The organism is Variovorax sp. RCC_210 (genome assembly GCF_041355175.1).
Lineage (GTDB): Bacteria > Pseudomonadota > Gammaproteobacteria > Burkholderiales > Burkholderiaceae_C > Variovorax.
The window spans coordinates 1,167,860-1,190,177 of sequence record NZ_JBFUPJ010000001.1; the positions used below are offsets into that span (position 1 = coordinate 1,167,860).

11 protein-coding genes are annotated in these 22,318 nt (G+C 70.0%); 6 read left to right on the forward strand and 5 right to left on the reverse strand.

Translation table 11 applies throughout. The annotated features are described in order from the left end of the window. Nucleotides 1-8 precede the first annotated feature (8 nt). The 4 genes from AB6807_RS05550 to AB6807_RS05565 all read left to right on the forward strand — a co-directional run bounded on the left by AB6807_RS05550 (nt 9) and on the right by AB6807_RS05565 (nt 2,965). Entirely contained in the window at nt 9-1,022 is a 1,014-nt protein-coding gene (locus AB6807_RS05550) for a DNA polymerase III subunit delta' (protein ID WP_371083798.1), read from the forward strand. Continuing rightward, a complete protein-coding gene (locus AB6807_RS05555; protein WP_116907741.1) occupies nt 1,019-1,399 on the forward strand; it encodes a PilZ domain-containing protein in 381 nt (126 codons plus the stop codon). Before AB6807_RS05550 ends, AB6807_RS05555 begins: the two co-directional genes overlap by 4 nt. Before the next feature lie 82 nt (nt 1,400-1,481). Then, the gene (locus AB6807_RS05560) at nt 1,482-2,285 is read left to right on the forward strand and encodes a TatD family hydrolase (RefSeq protein ID WP_371083799.1); all 804 of its coding nucleotides are present in this window, start codon (nt 1,482-1,484) and stop codon (nt 2,283-2,285) included. Next, nucleotides 2,285-2,965 (forward strand): ankyrin repeat domain-containing protein, encoded by a 681-nt coding sequence (locus AB6807_RS05565; RefSeq protein ID WP_371084157.1) that lies wholly within the window; start codon nt 2,285-2,287, stop codon nt 2,963-2,965. The genes AB6807_RS05560 and AB6807_RS05565 overlap by 1 nt, the downstream gene beginning before the upstream one ends. Before the next feature lie 120 nt (nt 2,966-3,085). Here the strand turns inward: AB6807_RS05565 and AB6807_RS05570 are convergent, their stop codons facing one another. From AB6807_RS05570 to AB6807_RS05590, 5 genes are all read right to left on the reverse strand, one after another. Beyond that, complete coding sequence (locus AB6807_RS05570; protein ID WP_371083800.1) at nt 3,086-5,716, reverse strand: AAA family ATPase; 2,631 nt, start codon at nt 5,714-5,716, stop codon at nt 3,086-3,088. Further along, nucleotides 5,713-6,867, reverse strand: coding sequence for an exonuclease SbcCD subunit D (locus tag AB6807_RS05575; protein WP_371083801.1), 1,155 nt, complete (start codon nt 6,865-6,867; stop codon nt 5,713-5,715). The genes AB6807_RS05570 and AB6807_RS05575 overlap by 4 nt, the downstream gene beginning before the upstream one ends. A 129-nt stretch (nt 6,868-6,996) precedes the next feature. Beyond that, nucleotides 6,997-7,179, reverse strand: a complete 183-nt coding sequence (locus AB6807_RS05580; protein WP_116907736.1) for a hypothetical protein — start codon at nt 7,177-7,179, stop codon at nt 6,997-6,999. A 119-nt stretch (nt 7,180-7,298) separates the two neighbouring features. Continuing rightward, nucleotides 7,299-8,120, reverse strand: a complete 822-nt coding sequence (locus AB6807_RS05585; RefSeq protein ID WP_371083802.1) for a peptidoglycan DD-metalloendopeptidase family protein — start codon at nt 8,118-8,120, stop codon at nt 7,299-7,301. 139 nt (nt 8,121-8,259) lie between these two features. Further along, the gene (locus AB6807_RS05590) at nt 8,260-9,201 is read right to left on the reverse strand and encodes a class I SAM-dependent methyltransferase (protein WP_116907735.1); all 942 of its coding nucleotides are present in this window, start codon (nt 9,199-9,201) and stop codon (nt 8,260-8,262) included. 557 nt (nt 9,202-9,758) lie between these two features. Between AB6807_RS05590 and AB6807_RS05595 the strand changes: the two genes are divergently transcribed. Together AB6807_RS05595 and AB6807_RS05600 are read left to right on the forward strand one after the other, a co-directional pair. Next, nucleotides 9,759-17,315, forward strand: a complete 7,557-nt coding sequence (locus AB6807_RS05595; RefSeq protein WP_371083803.1) for an amino acid adenylation domain-containing protein — start codon at nt 9,759-9,761, stop codon at nt 17,313-17,315. After that, complete coding sequence (locus AB6807_RS05600) at nt 17,312-22,318, forward strand: amino acid adenylation domain-containing protein (RefSeq protein WP_371083804.1); 5,007 nt, start codon at nt 17,312-17,314, stop codon at nt 22,316-22,318. Before AB6807_RS05595 ends, AB6807_RS05600 begins: the two co-directional genes overlap by 4 nt.

Here is a 22,318-nt window from a genome sequence, read left to right on the forward strand (position 1 = left end):
GTGCCACGATGAATGCTCCCATGCTGTCCCCTTGGCTGCGCCAGCCGCTGGCCGAACTGCTGCGCCAGCGCGGCCACGCCTGGCTGTTGCAAGGCCCGTCGGGCATCGGCCAGTACGAACTGGCGCTGGCGCTGGCCTCCGCCTGGCTGTGCGAACAGCCGACGCAGGAAGGCACGGCCTGCGGCCATTGCGCCAGCTGTCACGCCATCGAGGTTCGCACCCACGCCGACCTGTGCGTGCTGATGCCCGAAGTCGCCATGCAGGAACTCGGCTGGCCGCTCGACGAGAAGGCGCAGTCGGACATCGACGACAAGAAGCGCAAGGCCAGCCGCGAGATCCGCGTCGAGGCGATGCGCGACGCGGTCGGCTTCGCCCAGCGCACCAGCGCGCGCGGCCGCGGCAAGGTGGTGCTGGTGTATCCGGCCGAGCGCATGAACAACATCACCGCGAACGCGCTGCTGAAGACGCTCGAGGAGCCGGTCGGCGACGTGCGCTTCGTGCTCGCCAGTGAAGCCGCGTGGCAGTTGCTGCCGACCATTCGCAGCCGCTGCCTGGGCTTCACGCTGCCGTGGCCCGAGACCGCCGAGGCTGAGGCCTGGCTGGCCGCGCAGGGCGTGCCGGCCGCCGATGCATCGGCCCTGTTGCGTGCCGCCGGCGGCCGCCCCAGCGACGCCTTGCGGCTGGCGCGCTCGGGGCAGTCGCCCAAGGCGTGGTCGTTGCTGCCCAAGGCCATGAGCCGTGGCGACGTGGGCGCGCTGGCCGACCATGCGCCGGCCCAGGCCGTGGGCGCGCTGCAGAAGCTTTGCCATGACCTGATGGCCATCGGCCACGGCGCCGAACCCCGTTTCTTCGAGGCGGCCGACCTGCCGGCGGCGCCGTCGCGGCTGGCGCTGGCGCGCTGGTCGAAGTCGCTGGCAAGTGCCGCGCGCACCGCCGAGCACCCGTTCAACGCGGGCCTGATGCTGGAAGCGCTTGTGAGCGAGGCGCGAACCACCCTAAACTCTGCCGCTCGTCGCCCATGAACCAACCTGTCGCCCCCGCAGCCCCCGCCCCGTCGCCCGCCCGGCCGAGCGTGATCCAGCTCGCCATCAAGGAAAAGGGCGCGCTGTACGCGGCGTACATCCCGTTGTTCGCGGAGGGCGGCATCTTCATTCCGACCTCGCGCGAGTACCGGCTCGGCGACGACGTGTACGTGCTGCTCACGCTGCCCGAAGACCCGCAGCGCTATCCGGTGGCCGGCAAGGTCGCCTGGATCACGCCGCCGCGCGCCGCCGGCAACCGGGCGCCCGGCGTGGGCATCCGCTTTCCGTCGGACGAAAAATCGCGCCAGCTGAAGGCGCGCATCGAAGCCGCGCTCGGCGGCTCGATGGCCTCCGACCGGCCCACCCAAACCATTTGATGCTTCCGGCGTCCTCGTGACGCGGAACTCCGTTCACGGCGCCATCTCCCACAGGAGCGAGCGCCGCAGCTCGCCATTTCCGATGTTCACAGACTCCCACTGCCACCTCACGTTCCCCGAGTTCGCCGACCAGATGCCGCAGATTCGCGCCGCCATGGCGGCCGCGCAGGTCGACCGGGCCCTTTGCATCTGCACCAAGCTCGAGGAGTTCGACGACGTGCAGGCGCTGGCCGCCAGCTACGACAACTTCTGGGCCAGCGTGGGCGTGCACCCCGACAACGAAGACATCGCCGAGCCCAGCTTCGAAGACCTCGTGCGGCTCGCCGCCCGGCCGCGGGTGGTCGCCATCGGCGAGACCGGGCTGGACTACTACCAGATGGAAGAGCGCAAGGGCGGGCGCAGCATTTCGGACATGGAATGGCAGCGCGACCGCTTTCGCGTGCACATCCATGCAGCCCGGCAAACGCGCAAGCCGCTGATCATCCACACCCGCGAAGCCTCGGCCGACACGCTCGCGATATTGAAGGAGGAGGGCGAAGACGCCTCCCCCGGTTCTGCCGGCGGCGTGTTCCATTGCTTCACCGAGACCGCCGAGGTCGCGCGGGCTGCGCTGGACCTGGGTTTCTACATTTCGTTCTCGGGCATCCTGACCTTCAAGAAGGCGCAGGATCTGCGCGACGTGGCGGCTTTCGTGCCGCTGGACCGCATGCTGATCGAAACCGACAGCCCGTACCTGGCGCCGGTGCCGTACCGCGGCAAGACCAACAACCCGTCGTACGTGCCGTATGTGGCGCAGCAGATCGCCGAGCTGCGAAAGATGCCCGTGGAGGCCATCGCCAAGGCCACGAGCGACAACTTCGACAACCTGTTCAGGGACATCAAATGATGAAAAACTACTTCAAGACATCGGTCTATCTGCTTGTCGTTGCTGCATCTTTTACAGTGCACGCAGGCTCGTTCGACGACTTTTTCAGGGCCGTGCGCGGCGACAACGCGAGCGGCGTGCGCACCCTGCTGCAGCGCGGTTTCGATCCGAACACGCTCGACGAACATGGGCAAACCGGCCTGCTGATCGCGCTGCGCGAGCCGTCGCCGAAGGTGATCCAGGTGCTGATCGATTCGCCGCAGACCAACGTCGACCTCGCCAACCCCAAGGACGAAACGCCGTTGATGCTGGCGGCCATCAAGGGCCAGCAAGACCTGGTCAACCAGCTGCTCAAGCGCGATGCCGCTGTCAACAAGACCGGCTGGACGCCGCTGCATTACGCCGCGACGAGCGGGCAACTGACGATCATGAAGGTGCTGCTCGACAACTACGCGTTCATCGACGCGCAATCGCCCAACGGTTCGACGCCGCTGATGATGGCGGCGATGTATGGGTCGAGCGAAGCCGTGAAGCTGCTGCTGGCCGAAGGCGCGGACACGACGATGAAGAACCAGCTGGGCATGACGGCGGTTGATTTCGCGAACAAGGCGAACCGGTCGGAAGCTGCGTCGTTGATCACGCAGGCTGAGGCTGCGAGGGCCAATGCGCCGAAGCCTGTGCCGAAGGATGGCAAGTGGTGAGCTTTGGGGACCTCCTCAAACTCAACACAATGATGATTATGTTAAATTGAATATTCATATTCCAGCCGGATTGCCAGAAGCAGCCTTCCTCGACGAAGGCCGCTTCCCTCAACCGCTTCCCTAAGGAATGCTCCGCGCCACCACCCCCAGGTCTCTCCAGGCTTGCGGATGGCAACTCAGGATCAGTATCTGGTGCCGCGTCGCAGCGTCGTACAGCACGCGTTTCATCTGACCCAGGCGCTCTTCGTCGGTGTGCACCAGCGCGTCGTCCAGGATCAGCAGCGTCGGCTTGTTCGCTTCCTTGAGCAGATCGGCATACGCCAGCCGCGCGACGACGCCCATCTGTTCCCGCGCGCCCACGCTCAGCTCCTCGAAAGCACCGCTTTGCGCGCCGCGCAGCCCGGGCCGCGTGATGCGACCGGGTGACAGGTCATCGCCGACCTCGACCTGAGCGCCCGGAAACAGAATCTGCAGGTAGTGGTCCAGGTGCTTCTGCAAGGGCGCGCGCAGCCGCCGCGCCAAGGCCGAGCGTTTCTCGCGCAGCAGCTTCAGCAGATGGTCCAGCGCCTTGGCGTGCCGATCGAGTTCCGCGCACCGCCTTGCCACGTGGTCGAGTTCACGCTGCTTTTCCGACGCGATTTCTTCCTGTCCCAGCGCACCTTTTGTCTCCAGCTCGACTTCGAGCCGCGTGATCTCGTTGGCCCGCTGGCTGTGCGCCGACTCGGCCTGCCGCGCGCTGCGCTCCAGCCGCTCCACGTCCTGCGCGAGCACTGGCAGGTTGACGGTCTGCAGCTGCAGCGCCAGGTCGCCAGCCTTTTGCTCGATGGCCGATTGCTGGGCCAGCGCATCGGTCAGCGCCTCGCTGGCTTCGCGCTTGCGGCCGGCGCGCATCGGGTCCGCCAGCGTGGCGCGGACCGCGGCGAGTTCGTCTTCGGCCGCCTTGACCTGTTCTCGGGCATTGCCGGCCTGCACCTTCGCGTCGTTGAGGGCCGAGGAGGCCGCTTCCAGCGCGGCGCGGGCGGCGCCCTCCTCCGCTTCGGCTTGCGCGGCCGATGGCACTGCCGTGGCGTCGGCCGGCGCCATGGTCAGCAGCACCGCCTTGGCCTCGGCCAGCCGCGCCTCGCGCAAGGCCACGTCAGCCGAGAGCGCGCCCAGGCCCTTGGGAGCCAGCGCCGACAACACCGCCTCCGCCGCGCCGGCCTCGGCCTTTCGCAGCGCATGCAGCCGCGTGCGTTCCTCGACGGCGGCCACGTTGTCCGCGCGCAGGGCTTGCAGTTGGCTGGCGAGCGCGTCGCGGGCGCGGTCGCGCTCCACGCCCAGGCTTTCCAGGTCGGCGCCGCCGGGCAGCACCGTGATGCGTCCGACGCCGTCAATATCGATCTCGGTCCGAGCGATGACGGTCTGTCGCGCCGAGCCCGCCACCTCGGCGCCGCCCACGCGAACCCGCGCACCGGGCTGCAGTTCGAAGGCCAGCGCGGTCGACACCGCATCGAGCCGGGCCTGCGCCGTGCGCAGCATGTCGGCGGTGCGTTGCAGCCGCTTCAGGTCGCCATCGGGCACGGCCAGGGCTTGCGCGTCGGCCTGCAGGCGGGTGACCTTGTCCTGCTCGCCCTTGGCCTTGTCCAGGCTTCGCGCCAGCGCGGCGAGCTGTTCGGCCAGGCTTTCGACAGCCTCTTGCTGCGCGACACGCGACGCTGCCTGGCGCGCCAGCCGCAGGCTGTTGCGCGCGCCGGCATCGGCCTGCGCCGCCGCCGCATGGCGCGGCTCCCAGGCCTGCAGCTCGATCAGCGCCTTCTCGAGGCCCAGCCTGACCGCTTCGAGGTTTTTCTCGCGCTGCGCGACCGTGGCCTCCTCGCGCTCCATCGCCTGGAGCTGCGTGCGCCACGACGCCACCTGCGCGGCGACCTGCTTCAGCGCCGCGTCCTGCGCGGCCTTTCGCTCGGCCAGGCCCTTGCCGTCGTTCAACCGCTGTTGCGCCAGCGCGAGTTGCTCGCGCAGCGCCACCCAGGGCCGTGCCGCGTCGTCGCGCTGGTGCTCGCGCCGCAGGCCCGAGAGCCGGTCGACTCCCGAGCGATAAGCCTCGATGTCCGCATGCAGGCGCGCCAGTTCACCCTCGAGTTCGCCGCGCAGCTTGATCGCCTCCGCGAACACGCCCTTGGGCGCGCCGCTGGCGGGCGTCAGCAGCTCGTTGCGCTCCGTTTCGACCGCCTTCAGCACCGCGTCGCCCTGGCTCGAAGCCAGCTCGCCCAGCGATTCGCCGAGCGCATTGCGCAGGTGGTCGCTGGCGAAGCCGACGGCGTTCGAAATGTCGTGCGAGGTGCCCTGCTTGATCCACAGCAGCCCCGGAATGCCCATGTGCTCCGGCGCGCTCGCGCCCTTGCTCGGAAAGCGAAAACCCAGCAGCGCCGCCAGGTGGTCTTCGGCCACGGCGCCGTCCATCGCCTTGCCGTCGATGACGAGCTCGCAGCGCTTCTTGCCGAGAAAGGCCTTGGTGAGCTTGCAGGGCTTGCCGTCGAGTTCGAAGTCGAGCTCGACCGTGGGCGTGACCGAGCTTTCGCCCCAGGGCCGCAGATGCTCCACCACGTTCGAGCGATGGCGCTCGAAGAACGCGGCGCGAATCGCCTCGGCGATGGTCGACTTGCCCGATTCGTTCGGCGCAGCGAACAGGTTCAGCCCGTCCGTGAAGCCGGTGATTTCGAGCGGCGCGCGAAACAGCTTGAAGTTCTCGATGCGAAGGCGTTGCAGCTTCATGCGCCGGCCCCCGTGCGCGCAGCTTGCGCGTCGAGGATGCGCGCCAGCGTCAGCAGCGCGTCGCGTGCCAGCTCGGCGTCGGCATCGCCTTGCTGCGCGCGCAGGTCTTGCAGCGCTTCGCCCACGAAGCCGTCGGCGTGCAGCGCCTGGATGTCTTCTTCCGTCGGCTCCAGCCGCAGCGCCTCGCCGTCCCACACCAGCGCGCGGGCGCGGGCGCGTGCCGCATCGAGCGCGGCGACCAGCTTGTTGTGCCCGCCCAGGTCGCAAGAGCCGACCGCGCGCAGTTGCAGCACGTCGTGGCCACCGACCTGTTCCAGCTTTTCCACCAGTTCGTCGATGTCCGATGCCACCGCGAGCCGGGGTTCAAGCTGCTGCCAGGTGAACTGGCCCGTGCGGACAGGTTCCACCTCGGGCACGGCGCCGGCGCCCGCGATCGACACCAGCAGCGCCTGCCCCGAATCGTTGGCGCGGAAGCGGTCGGTCTCGGGCGTGCCGGCGTACCAGGTGCGCTCGTCGATCTGCCGGGTGCCGTGCCAGTCGCCCAGCGCCAGGTAGTCGAGACCGGCCTCCCCTGCCCGGCCCGCGGCAATCGGGTTGGTCGAGTCGATGTCGTCCGAAAGAATGCCCTGCACGCAGCCGTGCGCCAGGCCGATGCGCGGCAAGGCGTTGCCGTCGGGTGTGTTGCCCTCGGAAGCACCTTCGTTCGGCGCGGTGACGAACCAGTCGGTGAGGTCGCCATAGGTGTGGCGCTGCGTGAGCGGCGCGGGCAGCAGCACGAACTTGCCGGCCACGGTGTGCGGCCTGGGCTCCAGGCAGCACACCACGTTGGCGGGCACGGCGCCCAGCCTTTGCGCCCGGCTCCACACCGATTCGCTCAGCGCCGAATCGTGGTTGCCCGGAATCAGCAGCCACGGGCCGCTGAAGCCCTGCATGGCGTTGAACATGCGGCGGATGGTCTTGTCGGACACGGTCTGCAGGTCGAACACATCGCCCGCGACCAGCACGGCGTCGACATGTCGTTCGGCCGCGATGCCGGCCAGCCGCTCGACCACCTTGAAGCGCGCCTCGAACAGCGCCGCGGCGTCGTCGGGCTCGAACTGCGAGAACACGCGGCCTGTTTGCCAGTCCGCGGTATGGAGCAAAGAAATCATGCGTGGCCCTCCCTTTGCCTCTCGCGTCTTCTCAAAACAGCGAGCATCTTAGAGGGCAAGGCGGACGACTTTGCCGGGCGACCTTGAGGAAATGACGCGAGCAGGCCGCGTCAAGAGACCGCGAAAGCCTCAGGTGCGCGGCGCGGCGCCCGAAGCGCACTCCTGCACCAGCGCGGCCGACTGCGTGACCTGCTCGGCGATCTGGTCCCTCATGCGCTGTGCGTCGCGGCCGGCCGGCCCCTGCAGCAGCCAAAGCGCCATGACTGCCAGGGCGAAGCCGCCGATGACGAACATCCAGTGCGTGAGTTCCATGTAGGCCCCTTCTGACAGAGTGAGGGCCGGAGTCTGCGCATTTCGCGGGCTGCGCGGTATCACCAATTCGGGGGATGCCTTTCGTGGGATGCGATGAATGCCACCGAGGGGCCGCGTGCTCAGCGTGCAGTCAGGTACTGCCTCGGATCCACGGCGTTGCCGCGGTAGCGGATCTCGAAATGCAGCTTGGCCTTGCCGCCCTCGCCGCCGCCGATGTCGGCGATCTTCTGGCCGCGCTCCACGCGCTGCCCCTGCTTGACCAGCACCGTGCGCAGGTTGGTGTAGACCGACATGTACGCGCCACCGTGGTCCACCATGACCACGCTGCCGTAGCCGCGCAGCATCTCGGTGACCGCGACCTTGCCCGCGCCCATGGACACCACCGGGTCGCCGGGGTTGGCGGCAATGTCGATGCCCTTGTTGCTCGAGCCGTTGAAGCCCGCAATCACCTGCCCCGGCGCGGGCCAGCCCCAGTCGCTGCGGCGCGACGCGGGCGGCATCACGGTTTCGGGCTCGCGCGGGCGCGGTGGCCGGGCGCGATCGGCGCCCGCGCTGCGGGTCGGCGGCGAAGCCTCGGACGAGGAGCCCGACGCCGGAGCTGGCCCCGCCGCTGCGCCGCCCGGCGGCACCACGCGCAGCACCTGCCCTGCTTCGAGCTTGTCGGGGTCCTGCAGGTTGCTCCAGCGGGCGATGTCGCCGGCGGAGCGGCCGGTTTTGGAGGCGATGCGGTACAGCGTGTCGCCGGGCTGCACCACGTACTCGCCGGGGCCCGCCACCGGGGCCTTGGGCGAGGTGGAGCAAGCCGCCAGCGTCAATGCCGCGACCAGCGCGAGGGCTGCGCGCCAGTGGCTGCGCGTGTTCGCTGTCCTGCGTGTCTGGCTTGCGTGGCTTGCCTGGCTTGCCTTGTCGGGATGGGGGATGCCTGCTGCTGTCACAACCACTGATGGAGTCCTTCCTGGATGACCTGAAGATCGTGCCCCGCAAGGGGGCGCGCGTTCGAAGAATCCGGGGAGGCTACCAGCAGTCGCGGGCCGTCAAGCACGCGAGCCCAGCCCAGCGCTCGGCCAGGCAAACAGGTCTTCACGCCATCTCGTGCGCGCCGACCGTGCTCCCGGCATGGGCGGGCCGCGTCATGCGCATGCCGGCGGGCAGCCGTTCTTCACCGCCCTTCTTCGCGATGCACATCAGCGACAGCGCGCTCGCCGACGCGCCCGGGTCGCGGCCCGACAGCGCATTGCCCATGCGGTACTTCCAGTGCGCGGGGCCGACCTGCCCCTGGAGTGCATCGGCACCGATCTGGTGGTTGTGCGCATGCACGCGCACGTCGAAGCCCAGCGGCGCCAGCGTCGAGGTGAAGAACTCGCGCGTCACGCCATCGCCGGGCCGGTGATGGATCTCGGTGCGCAGCCCCCACGACTGCTGGCTGCCGGTCTTGTGGAAGCCGTGGCGCGTCACGCGGTACACCCACAGCCGCGCGTCCCACATGAACTTGGCCAGCCCCTTGTAGTCCCAGGCGGTCAGTTGCGGGTCGTGGTCGGTGATGAGCAGGCCCCCGGGCTTCACCAGCCGCGCGCCCTCGCGCAGCACCGCGTGCATGTCGTCGCAGTGGTGCAGCGACGCATTGATGACCACGATGTCGGCCACCTCCGAGCGAAACGGCGTGTGCGCCGCATCGGCCAGCACCGCCGTGTAGCCCTGGCGCGCCGCCAGCTCCAGCGAGCCCGCGGCCACATCCACCCCCACCAGCAACCTCGGCTTGCCGCCCAGCGTGGCGAACACGTTGCCGGGCCCGCACCCCAGGTCGATCACGGTCTTGCCCGTCCAGTCGCCGCCGGCGGCAAGCCAGCGGCTCCTGAAGTGCGCGTCGCGGTGACAAAAGTCCAGATACTCCTGCGCCCACCCCGCATTGCCGAAATAAGTGGCATTGGCGCGCAGGCCTTCCGAATTATTCGGTATATGCCATTCGCAATAGAGATCGCGGCTTTGAAGCACTACGCCGGGTAATAGGATGTCGCTGAGCATGTCGGACCCTCCAATGAATTGGATCTGCAAAGTTGCAGGCGCACCTGAAGTTTTTGCGCTTTTCCGGTTTTGTACAGCGATTTTTTATCCGGTTACAGACTTGGCAATTCAATAACAGCACGAATTCGGGGCGATGTTTCATTTTGCGGGCACCGTGCCCGTGCGTTTTTCGCATGACTCCCCTGTGACGCGCATGCACCAACACCGTTATGCATGCAAACCATCGGGCACCCCCCTCCCACCCGGTATTCCCCCCTGCGTCTCCCCATGAGTACCCCGCCTCGGTAGACCCGTTTCGGCCCAAAAACGAAGCTGAGCACTCACTCGCCTTCTTCAAACCACGCATCAGTTACCTTGTACTGGACAGTTCGGGTAGTACGTTTTCGAAATAACCTTGTCTGGATGTAACGTAGCCCAAAAGACCACACATTGGCCGAAGCAAAACTCCTAGGATCGGGTCAGGAAAAACACCAACAACAGATCCACAGGGCCAATTGAACGGGCGCTATTTTCGCTCATTCAATTAATTCCATCGTATTTCGTCGCCGGGTAATTACATGGAAATTCAAACTGTTTCGACAGTGCGCAAAGAGGCTCCAGACCTGCTTCTGGCAGACCTCTTTTCAATGCGCATCGACCCGGCAGCCTCCCCCGCGCGCCACGCGGTTTCCCTGGCGCTCGAACCCCTGCTGGCCACCGGGCTGCTGCCCGACACCCTGTTCGCCGGTGCCTGGCTGCTGCTGCAGTCGCGCTGGCTCGGCGGTCTCTGGCCCGTGCTGCACGAGGCCGGCCGCGCCCACCGCGTGTCGACCACCGCCGCCTACGACGCCACCCGCGCCGCGGGCGACTGGCTGGCGGAGCTGGACGCGGCGCGCCGTGCCGCCCTGCCCTCCGCTGGCGAACACGACGCACGCCCGGTTGCTTCGCTCTGGCTGCGGGACGACATCGGCGCTGCATATACAGAGCAGACAACCGAGCAAGCAGGCCAGGCCGCACCGCTGCACCTGGGCTACGACGCCGCTCGCGCCTGCCTTCATATAGATGCGGCCGCCAGCCTGATGGACGCCGCCGCGGCCGACGCCCTGCTCGCCGCGCTGGCCGACACCGCCGCCGACCTGCTGGCACGCCCCGACGCACCGCTGGGCGACATCCGCACGCTGCCGCGCGACCATGGCCAACAGCAGGTCGCCACCTGGAACACGGCGGTCTCGCCGCTGGACCGCTCGCTCACCGTGCCCGGCGTGTTCGCCCGCCAGGCGCAAGCCACTCCCGATGCCATCGCCCTCGCGGAGGGCGATGCGCGCATGAGCTACGCCGAGCTGGCCGCCCGCTCCGACGAGCTCGCCCACCGCCTGCAGCGCCTGGGCGTGCGCGCCGGCGACGCCGTGGGCATGCTGCTCGACCGCTCCATGGCCGCCATCGTCGCGCAGCTGGGCATCCTGAAGGCCGGTGCCGCCTACGTGCCGGTGCCCACCGATTTCCCGGCCGAACGCATCGCCTACATGCTGGGCGAGGCCCGCGCGCACCACGTGCTGACCACGCAGGCGCACCACCACCTGGTGTCCACCGCACGCGGCGAACACGCCATTCTTCTGCTCGACGAGTACGCGGACAAGGCAGACCGCAGCGCTTGGAATTCCCCGGCCATCGACGGCGAATCGGTCGCGTACGTGATGTACACCTCGGGTTCGACCGGCACGCCCAAGGGCATCGAGATCGGTCACCGCGCCATCCTGCGGCTGGTGGTCGGCGTGGACTACGTCGCGCTGGCCCCGGGCCGCGCGATGCTGCATGCCGCCCCCCTGGGCTTCGACGCCGCCACGCTCGAGGTGTGGGGCCCGCTGCTCAACGGCGGCTGCTGCGTGGTGCATGAAGAACGCGTGCCCACCGGCCCCGGCCTGGCGCGCACCATCGCGCGGCACGACGTGCACACCGCCTGGCTCACCGCCGCGCTGTTCAACGCCGTGGTCGACGACGACCCGGCCCACCTGGCCGGCCTGCGCCACCTGTTCACCGGCGGCGAGGCGCTGTCGGTGCCGCACGTGCGCCGCGCCCAGGCCGCGCTGCCCGGCCTGGCGCTGAGCAACGGCTACGGCCCGACCGAGTGCACCACCTTCGCGGCCACGCACCGCATTCCCGCTTCCCTGCCGGACGACCTGCGCTCCGTGCCGCTGGGCCGCCCCATCAAGGACACGGTGCTGCGCGTGCTGAGCCCGTCGATGGCGCTGCTGCCCACCGGCTTCATCGGCGAGCTGTGCATCGGCGGCCACGGCCTGGCGCGCGGCTACCTGCGCCAGCCCGAGCTCAGCGCCGAGCGCTTCGTGGCCGACCCGTTCGGCGGCCCGGACGATCGTCTCTACCGCACCGGCGACCTCGCGCGCTGGCTGCCCGACGGCACGCTCGAGTTCATCGGCCGGCGAGACGGCCAGGTCAAGATCCACGGCCACCGCATCGAGACCGGCGAGGTCGAGGCCGCCGTGCTGAGCCACCCCGCCATCCAGTCGTGCGCCGTGGTCGCGCGGCCCGACGGCAACGGCCAGCTGCGGCTGGTCGCCTACCTCGTCGCACGCCCGGGCGCGCAGCAGGTGGCGTGGGACGCCCTGCGCACGCACCTTGCAGCCCGCCTGCCCGCCGCCCTGGTGCCCACGGCCCAGGTGTGGCTCGCGCAGCTGCCCGTCACGCCCAACGGCAAGCTCGACCGCAAGGCGCTGCCGGAGCCCGCGAACGAGCGCCCCGACCTCGCGCAGCCTTTCGAAGAAGCGCAGGACGCCGTCGAGCAGCAGGTGTGCGAGGCCTTCGCGCGCGCCCTGCGCATCGACAAGGTCGGGCGCAACGACAACTTCTTCGACCTCGGCGGCGACTCGCTGCTGGTGCTGCAGGTGCTGGGCGACCTGCAGCGCGGCAGCGGCATGGCGCTGTCGACCAATCTTTTCTTCCGCAATCCCACGCCAAAAGCAATGGGTGCGCGGATGCAGGTGGCGGGCGACCCGTCCGCCACGGCCGCCGCGGTCGGCTCCCAAGCACGCCCGACCGCGGCGGCCCTTTTTGACAAGGCAGCGGCCCGGCAAGGCGCCGGGCTCGACGACGCCGTCGCGCTGGTGGGCACCGCCGGCCGCTTTCCCGGCGCCGCCGACGTGGAGCAGTTCTGGGCCAACCTGGTGGCGGGGCGCGACACCATCAGCTTCTTCGACGACGCCACGCTGGACGCGGGCGTGAGCCAGGCGCTGCGCGACGACCCGCTGTACGTGCGCGCACGCGGCGTGATCGACGGCATCGAAGATTTCGACGCCGCCTTCTTCGGCATCAGCCCGAAGGAAGCGCAACTGATGGACCCGCAGCAGCGCGTGTTCCTGGAGATCTGCTGGGAGTGCCTGGAGCGCGCCGGCTACGTGCCCGACGCCGCCCCCGGCCCGGTGGGCGTGTACGGCGGCATGTACAACGCCAGCTACTTCCAGCGCCATGTGTCCACCCGGCCCGACCTGGTGGAGAACGTGGGCGAGTTCCAGGTGATGCTGGCCAACGAGAAGGACTACATCACCACCCGCGTGGCCAACCGGCTCAACCTGACCGGCCCGGCCGTCAGCGTGCACACCGCCTGCTCGACCTCGCTGGTGGCCGTGGCCAACGCCTTCCATGCGCTGCGCACGGGCCAGTGCTACATGGCACTGGCCGGCGGTGCGTCGGTGACCTGCCCGCCGCGCAGCGGCTACCTCTACAACGAGGGCTCCATGCTCTCGCCCGACGGCCGCACGCGCAGCTTCGACGCGCAGGCCCAGGGCACCGTGTTCAGCGACGGCGCGGCCGTGGTGCTGCTCAAGCGCCTGGCCGACGCGGTTGCCGACGGCGACACCATCTATGCCGTGCTGCGCAGCGCCGCGGTGAACAACGACGGCGGCGCCAAGGCCAGCTTCACCGCGCCCAGCGTCGACGGCCAGGCCGCGGTGATTCGCGCCGCGCTGGCCGCCGCCGACATCGACGCGCGCAGCATCTCGTACGTGGAGGCGCACGGCACCGCCACGCCGATGGGCGACCCCATCGAGGTCGAGGCGCTGGCCGTGGCCTACGCGGAGCACACCGACGCGCTCGACTTCTGCACGCTGGGCTCGCTCAAGAGCAACGTCGGCCACATGGTCACGGCGGCCGGCGCGGCCGGCCTCATCAAGACCGCGCTGGCGCTGCACCACGAAGTGATTCCGCCGACGGTGCACTTCAACGCGCCGAACCCGGTGATCGACTTCGCGCGCACCCCCTTCCACGTGAGCAGCCAGCTGCAGCCGTGGCCGCGCGCCGACCTGCCGCGCCGCGCGGGCGTCAGCTCTTTCGGCGTGGGCGGCACCAACGCGCACGTCATCGTCGAAGAAGCACCGCCGCGCGCGGCCTCGCCGGCTGCCACGGGCGACCAGCTGCTGTCGCTGTCGGCGCGCTCGGAAGCCGCGCTCGCCGTGGCCACCGAGCAGCTCGCCGCGCACCTCGAAGCCACGCCCGGCCTGCCGCTGGCCGATGTCGCCTACACGCTCGCCGTGGGCCGCAAGGCGCACGCCTTCCGCCGCGTGGTGGTGGCCGGCGACACGGCCGACGCCGTGGCCGCCCTGCGCGCCGCCGATTCGCCGTGGCGCGCCAGCGCGCGCACCGCGGCTCGCGCACCCCAGCTGGTGCTGATGTTCCCCGGCCAGGGCGCGCAGTACGCCGGCATGGGCAAGCAGCTGCACGCCGCCGACCCCGTGTTCGCGGCCGCCTTCGACGACTGCATGAACGCCTTCGAAGGCGCGGTCGATTTCGACCTGCGCGCGCGCATGTTCTCCGACGACCCGCAGTCGCTGGCGCCCACCGCAGCCACGCAGCCGGCGCTGTTCGCGCTCGAGTACGCGCTGGCGCGGCGCGTGCTGTCGCTGGGTGCGAAGCCGCAGGCGCTCATCGGCCACAGCGTGGGCGAGTTCGTCGCGGCCGTGCTGGCCGGCGTGATGCGCCTGGAAGACGCCGCGCAGCTCGTGGCCCGGCGCGGCGCGCTCATGCAGGCACAGCCGCCCGGCGCCATGCTGTCGGTGCGCCTGGGCGCGGCCGAGCTGCAAGGCCGGCTGGGCCCGCAGCTGTCGCTCGCCGCAGAAAACGGCCCCACCGCCTGCGTGGCTGCCGGCCCCTTCGAGGCCATTGCGGCGCTGCAGGCCGCGCTCGAAGCCGACGGCATTCCCAGCCGCGCGCTGCAGACCTCGCACGCCTTCCACTCGGCCATGATGGACGCGGCCGTCGCGCCCTTCGAGGCGCTGGTGAACGGCGTGGCGCTGCACGCGCCGCACACGCCCATCTTCTCGACCATGACCGGCCGCCTGCTCGAAGCGGCCGAAGCCACCAGCCCCACCTACTGGGCGCAGCACCTGCGCGGCACGGTGCATTTCTCGCCCGCGGTGCGCAGCGCCATGGCGCAGCTGGCCAACCCGCTCTTCGTGGAAGCAGGCCCGCGCAACATGCTCGCCACGCTGGTGCGCCAGCACGGCGCCACCGGCGTGGTGTCGCTGCTGCAGGGCGAGCCTGCCGGCGAGGCCCGCGCCCTGCACCTGTCGCTCGGGCGCCTGTGGACCCTCGGCGCCGACGTCGCCTTGTCGCGCCTGTGCGCGCGGCCCGGCGCGCAGCGCGTGCAACTGCCGACCACGCCGTTCGAGCGCAAGCGCTTCTGGGTCGATATCGCGGCCGTGCCGGCCGTAGCGGCTGTTGATGCGGCCGTGCCGGCCGCAGTGACTGCTGATGCGGCTGTTTCGACTGTGCCCGCCGCCCCCTCTTTCACCGCGAGCGCGCCCGCCGCCGCCGCGCTCGCCGTTCCCGCTTCCCCCGCCTCTTCCGTTCCACCTACCCCATTGGAGCCGATCGTGACCGCTGCCACGCCTTCGCCACTTCCTCCTCCCGCTTCTTCCCTGGACGCGCGCCTTCGCACGCTGTTCGAGGACATCTCCGGCCTTGACATGGCGCAAGCCGAGGGGCATGCCGCCTTCGGTGAACTGGGGCTGGACTCGCTCACGCTCACCCAGGCCGCCACGCAGATCAAGAAGCACTTCAAGGTCGCCCTCAGCTTTCGCCAGCTGATGGAGAACTACCGCAGCTTCGATGCGCTCTCGGCCTTCCTGCGTGCCAGCCTGCCGGCCGAAGCTGCCGCAGCGGCTGCTCCTACTGTCGCTGCCGTGGCCGCGCCTGCCGCCCCGGCGCCAGTGGCCGCGCCCTCCGCCGTCGCGGTGCCGCATGTCGCGCCGATGCAGCAGATGGCCATGCCCACGTACGTGCCCATGCCCATGCAAGCCGGCATCGCGGGCGGCGCTCCGCTGAACCAGCTGATTTCGCAGCAGATGGAATTGATGCGCCAGCAGCTCGCGCTGCTGTCGGGCACCGCCCAGGCCGCGCCGATGATGACCTTGCAGCAGGTGCAGGCCGAGCCCGCGCCTCAGCCTGTGATGCAACCCGTGGTGCCGGCGGCAGCCGCCGCCGTCGCACCGGCCGCGTCCATCGAAGACGCCCGGCCCGCAGCGGCCACGACGCCGGCCGAAGCGCCCGACACATCGAACGAACCCGTTCGCTACGACGTGAAGAAGGCCTTCGGCGCCATCGCCCGCATCCACACGCAGCGCACCAGCGAGCCCAGCGGCCGCCAGAAGGCGCGCCTGGCGGCCTTCATGCGCCGCTACGTGGAACGCACGCAGAAGAGCAAGCAGTTCACCGAAGCCAATCGCACTCACATGGCCGACCCGCGCGTGGTCAACGGCTTTCGCCCGGTCACCAAGGAGATCACGTACCAGATCGTCATCGAACGCTCCAAGGGTTCGAAGATGTGGGACCTCGACGGCAACGAGTACGTCGACGCGCTCAACGGCTTCGGCATGAACATGTTCGGCTGGCAGCCCGACTTCGTGCAGGACGCGGTGCGCAAGCAGCTCGACGCCGGCTACGAGATCGGCCCGCAGCACCCGCTGGCGGCCGAGGTCACGGCGCTGGTGTGCGAGCTCACCGGCCACGACCGCGCCGGCCTGTGCAACACCGGCTCCGAGGCCGTGATGGCCGCGCTGCGCATCGCGCGCACCGTCACCGGGCGCAGCACGGTGGTGGTGTTCACCGGCTCCTACCACGGCACCTTCGACGAGGTGCTGGTGCGCGCCGGCAAGGCCGGCAAGGGCCTGTCGGCCGCGCCGGGCGTCATGAGCGGCATGTTCGGCGACATCCGCGTGCTCGACTACGGCACGCCCGAGGCGCTGGCCTTCATTCGCGAGAACGCCGACGACCTGGCCGCCGTGCTGGCCGAGCCGGTGCAAAGCCGCCGGCCCGACTTCCAGCCGCGCGAGTTCCTGCACGAGCTGCGCGCCATCACCGAGCAGAACGGCTGCGCGCTCATCTTCGACGAGGTCATCACCGGCTTTCGCGTGGGCCTGGGCGGCGCGCAGGAGCTCTTCGGCGTGCGCGCCGACCTGGCCACCTACGGCAAGGTCATCGGCGGCGGCTTTCCGGTGGGCGTCATCGCAGGCAAGCGCGAGTTCATGGACGCGCTCGACGGCGGCCCCTGGCAGTACGGCGACGACTCCATTCCCGGCGTGGGCGTGACCTACTTCGCCGGCACCTTCGTGCGCCACCCGCTGGCGCTGGCCGCGGCCAAGGCCTCGCTGCTGCACCTGAAGGAAGCCGGGCCCGCCCTGCAGGCCGGGCTGAACGGCAGCACCGCCGCCATGGCCGCGGAACTCTCGGGCTGGTGCAGGGAGGTGGGCGCGCCCATCGAGATCCGTCACTTCTCGTCGCTGTGGCGCGTGAGCTGGCTGGAAGACCACCCGCTGCAGGACCTGTTGTTCGCCATGATGCGCAGCCGCGGCGTGCACATCCTGGACAACTTCCCGTGCTTCCTCACGAGCGCGCACAGCGCCGAGGACATCGCGTTCATCCAGAACGCCTTCAAGGAATCGGTGGCCGAGATGCAGGAGTCCGGCTTCCTGCCGCGCCGCGCCGCCGTGGTCACCGGTTTCGACGTGCGCAAGCCTGTGGAAGACGGTTCCGTGCTGGCGCGCGACATCGACGGCCAGCCCTTCTGGTACGTGCCGGACACCTCCTCCCCCAGTCACCACCTCCTCAACGGAAAGGCAGCAGCATGAACGCCGTTCTCAAACCCACCGCTGTCGGTGGCGTCCTCGAATGCATCGTTCCGACGACGGAATCGCAACGCGAAGTCTGGCTCGGCGCAACGCTGAGCACCGAGGCCTCCATGGCCTACAACGAATCGGTGCTGCTGCGCATGCGCGGCGCGCTCGACAGCGACGCGCTCTCGCGCGCCATGACGCAGCTGGTGGCACGCCACCAGTCGCTGCGCGCGACCATCTCGCCCGACGGCACCTGCATGCTGGTGAGCCGCCCCGGCGACGACACGCTGGTGGTGGAAGACCTGGGCGGCCTGGCGCCCGAGGCCCGCGCGCAGGCCCTGCGCGAAGCGCACGACGCGGCCGTGTGCACGCCCTTCTCGCTGGAGCACGGGCCGCTGTTTCGCGCGGTGCTGTTCCGCCTGGGCGGTAGCGCAGACGACATGGCGCATGAACTGGTCATGTCCGCGCACCACGTGGTGTGCGACGGCTGGTCGTGGGCCGTCATCACCGAGCAGCTGGGCCACCTGTATGCGCTGGAAACCGGCGTGGGCCTGAAGCTGAAGCCGCCGACGCTGTTCGCCGAATTCGCCGCCGACGAAATACTCGAGGCCACGCACCCCGACATGCAGGCGCACGTCGACTACTGGCTGGAGCGCTTCTCGGGCAGCAGCCTGCCCGTGCTGGAACTGCCGCTGGACCGCCCGCGCCCGGCCACGCGCACCTTCAACTCGCGCCGCGTCGAGCGCTTTCTCGACCGCCGCCTGGTCTCCGCCCTGCGCAGCGCCAGCGCCAAGGCCGGCGCCAGCCTGTTCACGGGCCTGCTCAGCGGCTTCGTCGCCACGCTGCACCGGCTCACCGGGCAAGACGACCTGGTGGTCGGCATTCCGGCATCGGGCCAGCTCGCACGCGACATGCCCGGCCTGGTGGGCCACTGCGTCAACCTGCTGCCGCTGCGGCTGGCCGCGAACCCCGAGATGCGCTTCGACGCGCTCATGGAAGAGTGCAACACCGTGGTGCTCGACGCCTTCGACCACCAGGCGCTCACCTATGGCGCGCTGCTGGGCAAGCTGTCGTTGCAGCGCGATGCGAGCCGGCTGCCGCTGGTGAGCGTGGCCTTCAACGTCGACCCCGACGTGGCGGCCAGCGCGCAGGCCTTCCCGGGCATCGACGTGGCGCAGGACTCCATTGCGCGCCAGTACGAGAACTTCGAGATCTTCCTCAACCTGCGCCCGCTCGATGGCGGCCTGCAGATCGAGGCGCAATACAACACCGACCTGTTCGACGAGGCCAGCGTGCTGCGCTGGCTCGACATGTTCGAGTGCGTGCTGCAGTCGGCCGCGCAAGACCCGGGCACGACGGTCGGCCGGCTCGAGGTGCTGTCGGCCGAAGGCGCCCGCGCGCTGCTGGCGCTGCAACCCGCGCGCGTGCCGCTGGAAGGCGAGCCGCTGGCGCATGCCGGCTTCCTGGCGCGCCTGCCGCGCCAGCCCAACCACCCCGCCGTGCGCGACGGCGCGCGCAGCTGCACCTACGCCGAGCTCGAGGCCCTGTCGAACCGGCTGGCGCACGCCCTGCGCGCACGCGGCGTGCGCCGCGGCCAGCACGTGGGCCTGTGCCTGGAACGCAGCATGGAAATGGTCGTGGCGATGCTGGGCATCCTGAAGGCGGGCGCCTCGTACGTGCCGCTGGACCCGGCGTTTCCGCAGGCCCGGCTGGACTACTACGCGAGCGACGCCAAGCTCAGCCTGCTGGTCACCTCGTCGGACATTGCCGCCGCCCCGCGCGACTGGCGCGCCGACGCCGGTGAACGCATCTTCGAGATCGACACCGACAGCGCCTGGCGCCAGGGCCCGGCCGAGCCCTTGGTGCCCAGCGCCGACGACGCGGGGCCCGACGATGCCTCCTACGTCATCTACACCTCGGGCTCGACCGGCAAGCCCAAGGGCGTCATCGCGCACCACCGCGGCGTGGCCCACCTGCTGCAGTGGATGCAGCGGCAGTCGGGCATCGGCCCCGACGACCGCATCGCGGCGGTGACCACGCTGTCTTTCGACATGGCCGTGCCCGACCTGCTGCTGCCGCTGGCCGCCGGTGCCGAGCTGATCATCGTGCAGCGCGACGTGGCCATGGACGGCAACCGCCTGTCGAAGACGCTGGACGACGAGAAGATCACGCTGCTGCAGGCCACCCCCGGCATGTGGCAGGTGCTGCTCGACGCGCAATGGCGCGGCGCCCCCGGCTTTCGCGGCTGGACCGGCGGCGAGGCCCTGCGCCCCAGCCTGGCGCTGGCCCTGTGCGAGCGCATGGAAGGCCTGTGGAACGGCTACGGCCCCACCGAGACCACCGTGTACTCCACGGCATGGCGCGTGCGGCCTGAAGAAATCGCCAGCCGCGGCGTGGCCATCGGCCAGCCGGTGGACAACACCGAGATCTGGATCCTGGACGCCAACCTGCAGCCCTGCCCCGTGGGCGTGCCCGGCGAGATCTGCATTGCCGGCGAAGGCGTGTCGCTGGGCTACCTCGACCGGCCCGAGCTCACGGCGGAGCGCTTCGTGACGGCCCGCGTGCTGGGCACGCCGAAGAAGATGTACCGCTCCGGCGACCGCGGCCGCTGGCGCAACGACGGCCTGCTCGACCACATGGGCCGGCTCGACTTCCAGGTGAAGGTGCGGGGCTACCGCATCGAGCCCGGCGAGATCGAGGCGCGCTGCAACGAGCACCCGGGCGTGTCGCGCAGCGTGGTGGTGGCCCGCGAGGACCATCCGGGCGACGTGCGGCTGGTGGCCTACCTGGCGCTCACGCAGGGGGCCAGCTTCGACCTCGACGCGCTCATGCTGCACCTGCGCAAGCACCTGCCGGCCTTCATGCTGCCGCAGCACGTGGTCACGCTGCCCGCGCTGCCCAGCCTGGTCAACGGCAAGATCGACCGCGTCGCGCTGCCGCCGCCGCAGGCCGTGGCCCACAACGAGGTGCGCCGTGGCGCCGCCCCGCGCAACGAGCATGAACGCAAGGTGCTCGCCACCATGGAGAAGGTGCTGAGCCTGCCGGGGCTGGACATGCACGACGACTTCTTCACCATGGGCGGCCACTCGCTGCTGGCCGCGCGGCTCACCACGCTGCTGAGCCGCGAGTTCCAGGTGACGCTGCCGCTGCGCTCGCTGTTCGAGGCGCCCACGGCCGAGAAGCTGGCCGTGGTCATCCAGGGCCTGCAGCACGCCGGTGTCGGGCTGGAAGCCCCCATCGGCCTGGCCGCCGTGCGCACCAGCGCGCCGCTCACCATGCCGCAGGAACGCATCCGCTTCATGGAAGAGCTGCACCCCGGCCGCTCGGTGTACAACGCGCCCTCGGCGCAGCGTCTGACGGGTGCGCTGGACGCCCGCCGCTTCGAGGAAGCGCTGCGCGAAATGATTCGCCGCCAGCCCTCGCTGCGCACCCGCATCGGCAGCGATGCGAACGGCAATCCACTGCAACTGATTTCGCAGTCCGTGGAATTCTCCCTGCCGATGGTCGACCTGCGCGGCCTGCCGGCCGACCAGCGCGAAGCCGAGCTGGCCGAGCGCATGCAGGAGCTGGCCGACCGCCCCATCGACATCCACCAGGCGCCGATGGCCAACGCCGCGCTCTACCAGCTGGACGACAACGAGCATGTGTTCATGTTCGTGCCGCACCACCTGGTGTGGGACGGCTGGTCTTTCGACCTGCTGCAGCGCGAACTGGCCGCGCTGTACGACGCGGCCGAGCGCGGCCGCCCGCACAGCCTGCCTGCGCTCACCACCACCTACGGCGACTACGCCGACTGGCTCGCCGCGTGGATGGACAGCCCTGCCTGCGAAGCGCAGCTGGCCTTCTGGCGCCAGCGGCTCGAAGGCGCCAAGGCCGCGCGCATGCCGCGCACCGACATGCCGCGCCGCGCGGGCAAGAGCGGCCAGGGCGGCGCGCACTGGATCACCATCGACCTGCAGAGCACGCAGCGCCTGCGCGACATCGCCCGCGACATGGACGTGACGCTCAGCATGCTGACCTTCGGCGTGTACGCGCTGACCATGGCGCGCGTCATCGGCACCGACAGCATCGTCATCGCCAACCCGGTGCGCGGCCGCCAGCAGGCCGAGACGGAAGACGTGATGGGCTTCTTCAACAACGTGCTGCCGGTGTCGCTGGCGGTCGACCTGTCGAAGCCGCTGCCCGAGTTCATGCGCTACGTGAAGCAGGAACTGCTGTCGATGATGAACAACCAGCAGGTGCCCTTCGAGCGCCTGATGGCCGAGCCGGGCTACGCCAGCCAGATCAAGACCTCGGGCCCGTACCAGTCGATGTTCTCGTTCCAGGACGCCCGCGAACGCTCGCGCGCCATCGGCAGCCTGCAGACGCGCCAGATGCACGTGATGCAGCACGGCGCCACCGACGACATCGGCGTGTGGCTGATGGACAAGCCCTTCGGCCTGGAAGGCGCGCTGATCTACAACGCCGACGTGTACCTGCGCGAAACCGGCGCGCAGCTGCGCGAGCGCTACCTCGAGGTGCTGCGCCGCGTGGCGCAAGACCCGCGCGCCACGCTGGCCGAGCTGGCCGACACCGAAGGCTCCACCAGCGCGGCCTACCTGCGCAAGCTGGCCGCGGTGGAGCCCGAGAAGGCACCGCTGGCCACCGCCGCGCAGGGCGAGGCGGTGAAGGCGCGGCAGATTCTGCTGAACCCCGAGCACGCGCCGCTGGCGCAGATCTGGGCCACGGTGATCGGCATCGACGTGGACGACATCCGCGCCAGCGACAACTTCTTCGACCTGGGCGGCGACTCGCTGCTGGTGCTGCGCGCGGTGCAGCAGGCCGCGCAAACGCTGGGCCACCGCGTGGAGCCGCGGCGCTACCTGTTCGAGAACCTCGGGCAGATCGCCTCGTCGGCACGCAGTGTGCCGGAGGGCGTGCCGTCGGACCTGGCCGAGCTCACCGCCGGCACGGCGGCCACCGCGCAGCGCGGCGGGCTGCTCAGCCGCACCTTCGGCAGCTGGCTGCGCAAGGGCTGA

What these genes read in the sequence shown, in the direction of transcription:
- AB6807_RS05550 (WP_371083798.1), top strand. Translation starts at nt 9, where the DNA reads ATGAATGCTCCCATGCTGTCCCCTTGGCTGCGCCAGCCGCTGGCCGAA.
- AB6807_RS05555 (WP_116907741.1), top strand. Translation starts at nt 1,019, where the DNA reads ATGAACCAACCTGTCGCCCCCGCAGCCCCCGCCCCGTCGCCCGCCCGG.
- AB6807_RS05560 (WP_371083799.1), top strand. Translation starts at nt 1,482, where the DNA reads ATGTTCACAGACTCCCACTGCCACCTCACGTTCCCCGAGTTCGCCGAC.
- AB6807_RS05565 (WP_371084157.1), top strand. Translation starts at nt 2,285, where the DNA reads ATGAAAAACTACTTCAAGACATCGGTCTATCTGCTTGTCGTTGCTGCA.
- AB6807_RS05570 (WP_371083800.1), bottom strand. Translation starts at nt 5,716, where the DNA reads ATGAAGCTGCAACGCCTTCGCATCGAGAACTTCAAGCTGTTTCGCGCG.
- AB6807_RS05575 (WP_371083801.1), bottom strand. Translation starts at nt 6,867, where the DNA reads ATGATTTCTTTGCTCCATACCGCGGACTGGCAAACAGGCCGCGTGTTC.
- AB6807_RS05580 (WP_116907736.1), bottom strand. Translation starts at nt 7,179, where the DNA reads ATGGAACTCACGCACTGGATGTTCGTCATCGGCGGCTTCGCCCTGGCA.
- AB6807_RS05590 (WP_116907735.1), bottom strand. Translation starts at nt 9,201, where the DNA reads ATGCTCAGCGACATCCTATTACCCGGCGTAGTGCTTCAAAGCCGCGAT.
- AB6807_RS05595 (WP_371083803.1), top strand. Translation starts at nt 9,759, where the DNA reads ATGGAAATTCAAACTGTTTCGACAGTGCGCAAAGAGGCTCCAGACCTG.
- AB6807_RS05600 (WP_371083804.1), top strand. Translation starts at nt 17,312, where the DNA reads ATGAACGCCGTTCTCAAACCCACCGCTGTCGGTGGCGTCCTCGAATGC.